The 4,510-nt window shown below is 73.9% G+C and carries 3 protein-coding genes; 1 reads left to right on the forward strand and 2 read right to left on the reverse strand.

The annotated features are described in order from the left end of the window. Positions 1–1,832: methyl-accepting chemotaxis protein (locus G9H71_RS21130; protein WP_166284749.1), on the reverse strand; the 1,832-nt coding region annotated here is incomplete at its 3' end. A 246-nt stretch (positions 1,833–2,078) separates the two neighbouring features. Continuing rightward, positions 2,079–2,939: a LuxR C-terminal-related transcriptional regulator gene (locus tag G9H71_RS21135; RefSeq protein WP_166284750.1), complete on the reverse strand. Its 861-nt coding sequence runs from the start codon at positions 2,937–2,939 to the stop codon at positions 2,079–2,081. Positions 2,940–3,372: 433 nt separating this feature from the next. On the opposite strand from G9H71_RS21135, the gene G9H71_RS21140 reads away from it, so the two are divergent. Continuing rightward, the gene (locus tag G9H71_RS21140; RefSeq protein WP_166284751.1) at positions 3,373–4,287 is read left to right on the forward strand and encodes an SMP-30/gluconolactonase/LRE family protein; all 915 of its coding nucleotides are present in this window, start codon (positions 3,373–3,375) and stop codon (positions 4,285–4,287) included. Positions 4,288–4,510 lie beyond the last annotated feature (223 nt).

Below are 4,510 nucleotides of genomic sequence, written 5' to 3' on the forward strand. Positions count from 1 at the left end.
GCGGCGGCGGCCTGGCCTGTGAGGGCGTCCGCCTGGTTGGCGGCGGTCGCGATCTGGTCGAGCGCGGTCTTCACCTGAGCCAGCGCCGACGCGATCTCCTGGGACGCCGCGCGGACCTCCTCGTTGCCGTTGCGGACGAGGCCCATGTCGCGCTCGATCTCGACGAGGCGCGCCGTCGTTGCGCGGGCACGCTCTACCTCGGCGAGGGCGGCGCGGGAGGTGTCCTCCAGGTCGTTGCGGACGGCGGTGATGCGGTCCTGGACCTCCTTCACCAGGTCCTTGATCCGCTCCGCGTTGTCCGCGGAGTCGCGGGCCAGGTTGCGGATGTCGGTGCTGACGACCGCGAACCCCTTGCCGTACTCGCCCGCGCGGGCCGACTCGACCGACCCGTTCACCGCGAGCATGTTGGTCTGGATGGCGACGTTGCCGATGGCGTCGACGATCTTGTCGATCTTGCGGCTGACGATCTCGAGCTCGACGACCTGCTTGACGCTGTCCTTCGCCGAGGCGGCCGCGGTGGTGATGGCCTCGATCATGAGGTCGACGGCGTGCTTGTTGGCGGCCAGCTGCTCGATCATCGTGTCGGCCTTCTCGATGGCACCGCCGGCGCGGGCCTCCGCCAGCTGCGCGCCCTGCTCGATCTGGCTGAGCGCGCTGGCCGCCTCCTGCGACTTCGTCGAGGCCGCCTGCGCGCCCGTGCTGATCTGGCTGATGGCCGTGGAGATCTGCGTCGCGGCGCGGTTGATCTCCTCGACGGCGGCGGAGAGCTCCTCGGCCGTCGAGGCGACCTCCTCGGCGCTCTTGCCGATGTCCGCGCTGGTGCGCAGCTCGTCGGCGACCTCGGAGAGCTCCTCCGCCGCCTTCTCGCTCTGCTGGAGCGCCGCGCCCTGCTGCTCGACGGTCTGCAGCGACTCCTCGGCCGCAGCGGACTGCTGCTCGGCGGCGGCGGCGATCTCCTCGGCGCGCAGCTGGGCGTCCTGGGAGGCGCGCTCCGCCTGGGCGGCAGCCGTGGCGATCTCCGTGGCGCCGTCGAGGATGGCGGTCATGTCCGCGGCGATCGTGGCCAGCTGGGCGGTGATCTCCTTGCCCTTCTCGACCTCGCCGCGCGAGGTCTCCGCGGACGCCTGGACGCCCTCCGCCACGGTGTTCACACCCGTGCGGATGGCGTCGATGAGCTCGCGGATCTCGCTGGCGCTGCGCTCGGAGGTCTCCGCGAGCGTGCGCACCTCGTCGGCGACGACCGCGAACCCCTTGCCGTGCTGGCGGGCGCGTGCAGCCTCGATCGCCGCGTTGAGCGCGAGCAGGTTCGTCTGGTCGGCGATCCGCGCGACGGCCGAGACGATCTGCCCGATCTCCTCGGCCTGCTTCTCCAGCTCGCTGATCATCGCGACGGACGCGGTCTGCCGCTCCGACGCCTCCCCGACGTTGCTGACGAGGCCCGAGATGCCCTCGGCGGTCTCCCCGAGCAGCGCCTGCAGCTTGGAGGTGATGTCCCGCACCTGCTGGCTCGTCGTCTGCTGGACGCGGATGCGCCCGGCCACCTGGTTCGTCGCAGCGAGCGACTCCTGGGTCGCGCCCGACGCTTCCTCCGCACCGGCGGCGATCTGCTGCATCGCATCGCGCAGCTGGCGCGAGGCCTCGGTCGACTGCGCGGTCTGTGCCGACAGCTCCGACGTGGCGGCGGCGATGCGCTCGGCGGCCTGCTGCTGCTTGGCGACGGACCGGGCGCGACGGCGCGCGTCCTCGGACTCGCGTGCGTCCTTGCGGGGCGACGGGCTGGCGGCGCGCGGGGCGGGGACCCCGGTCGACGCTGTGTTCTTGGTGAGGGGCATCCCCTGCTCCTTCGACGTGACGAGCCGCCGGAGTGCCCCGGGGCTGGTTCGCACGCTCACTCAGTGCGTGGCAGAAGAAGGGATCGACGGAAGGCATCGCTGGTGAAGGCTCTTCTCGAAGCTTTCGAACGACCACGAGGGTGGTGCATCCCCCGGTCGGCGGGGCCGTACCGCCGCCTGCGGCTCATGCGATGCGGCGGGGCCGCTCGTGCCTGCCCGCCGAACGGCGGGCCCGGTACTTCGGCGCTAGTGCATCCACCCCCGGCGCATGGCCGTGGCGACAGCGGCCGCGCGGTCCCGCGACCCTGTCTTCGTGTAGACGCGCTCCAGGTGCGACTTGACCGTGCTGGCCCGGATCCCCATCTGCGCCGCGATCTCGTTGTTGGAGCAGCCGGAGCTGACGCCGGCGAGGACGTCCAGCTCGCGCGGGGTCAGGGGGTTGGTCAGCTGGTCCGCGACCCTGACCGCGTCGGGAAGCGACCGGGCGCCTCCGTCGGCGCCCGCCCGGGCGGGAAGGCCCGGGTCGGCCGACACCGCGCCGCCCCCGAGCAGGACGGGGACGTCCGGCAGCGCGGCCCGGATGTGCGAGATCTGGCGGGTCAGCCCGCGGCTGTCGAAGCGGCCGGATGCGCTGAGGCCTACGAGGGCGACGTCGCCCCGTGCCCGGACGTACGCCGCGAGCTCGTCCGGGGGAAGGGGGTCCAGCACGTCGACGCGCCATCCCGCGTCGACGAGGACGTGCTCGAGCATCGCGATCCCGAGCAGGTGCGTCTCGCCCGTTGCCGGGAGCAGTACGCAGCGGATGTCGCGGCTCGACGCGGTGGGCGGGGCGAGCGCGCGCAGCCGGACCACGAGCTCGCGGACGGTCGTGCTGGCCCGGTGCTCCTCGGCGACGGTCGCCTCTCCGCGCGCCCAGCGCTCACCGAGGTCCTCCAGCAGGGGCTGGACGATCCCGGAGTAGAGGCTCGGCAAGGGGCGGCCGCGGCGCAGCAGCAGTATCGCGGCGGCCTCGGCCTGCGGCTCGTCGCCGGCGAGGAGCGCGTCGCAGAGGGCTGTCCTGGCTGCTTGCTCGAGGGGGTCCTCGCCGCGGCGCTTGCGGTGGGGCATGGTCGGGACGCGGCTCAGCCCCGCAGCAGGGCGGACGGGCCCGGTGCGCGTCCCCCGGACGCCTCCGGCTCCGAGCGCTCGTCCGCGGCGCACGCCGCAGGGGCGTCCGTGGCTCGACGGGTCATGTGCGCGGGTCCTCCTTCCGGGTGCCGGACAGGATGCCTCACGTTCTAGATGAGCCCGTCACCGGGTGTGACCGGCCCTCGCCGATGTCCCGCCCGTCGGCACCGCGGTCAGCTTCCGCCCCCGGTGCGTTCGCAGCCCCCCGTCGGCGTGGTCGCCCCTGTTGCCGATCAGGGGTCGACGGAGACCTGTTGCTGCGACGCCGGTGACGCCGACCGTGACGGCGTTCGGCGCGCGCGCCCGACCGGGGCTGGTCACCGCGGGGTCGAGGCCCGACTACCTCAGCCCGACGGGGGGGACCCTCGTCCCCATGACGAGCCACTCCGCCCCCACGACGCCCCGCCGGCCCGACCCCGTCTCGAGCGAGGCGGCCGAGCTGGGGGAGGGGCCGCGCTGGGACGCCGCCCGGCACGAGCTGCTCTGGGTCGACATCCCCGCGGGCAGGCTGCGGCGGGCGGCCTGGGAGGGCGGCCGGCTGCGTACGCACGCCGAGCACCGCCTCGACGTGCCGCTCGGCGCGGCCGCCCCGGTCGCCTCGGACGGCGGCGGGTGGTTGCTCGCGGCGGGCGCCGGCTTCTCCTGGTTGTCGCCGGAGGGTGAGGTGCGCGAGCTGGCCCAGCCCGAGGCCGGTCGGGGCGTGCGCATGAACGACGCCGTCTGCGACCCGGCCGGCCGGCTCTGGGCGGGCACGATGGCGTACGACGAGTCGCCCGGCGCCGGGCGGTTGTTCCGTTGCGATTCCGAAGGCTCGGTGACCTTGGTCGGGCACGGTTTCACCGTTCCGAACGGGATGGCCTGGAGCCCGGACGGGCGGACGATGTACCACGCCGACAGCGGGCTCAAGGTGCTGCGGGCGTACCCCTTCGACCCGGACGAGGGCCGGCTGGGCGAGCCGCGCGCGGTCGTGGAGTTCGGGGACGGCCCGCCCGCCGACGGCATCACGGTCGACGACGAGGGGATGGTGTGGGCGGCGTTGTACGGCGGCGGCGAGGTCCGGCGCTACGACCCTGCCGGGCGGGTGCTGGAGGTGGTCGAGATGCCGGTGTCGCAGCCGACCGCTCCCTGCTTCGGGCCGGGAACGACGCTGTTCGTGACGACCACGCGGCAGGGCATGTCGCCGGAGCAGCTGCGCGCGGAGCCCGACGCGGGACGCGTCTTCGCGGTCGACGTCGGAGTCGGCGGCCCGCCGGTCACCCCCTTCCGCGGCGCCCTCCCCACCCGCTGACACCCCACAACCCCCTGCTGATCATGCGATGTTGGCGAGTTGCCCACAGGTCCTGGCGGAGCTGGGGACAACTCACCAACATCGCATGATCAGCGAGCAGGGAAGGGTGACGCGAGCAGGGAAGGGTGACTCGAGGAGGGGAAGGGCGACGCGGGGCGGGGCGGGGCGGGGCGGGGCGGGGCGGGTAGGCGGAGGGCGCGCGTAGGACGTGCGGCGTTGCGGG

Source organism: Motilibacter deserti, from assembly GCF_011250635.1.
Lineage (GTDB): Bacteria > Actinomycetota > Actinomycetes > Motilibacterales > Motilibacteraceae > Motilibacter_A > Motilibacter_A deserti.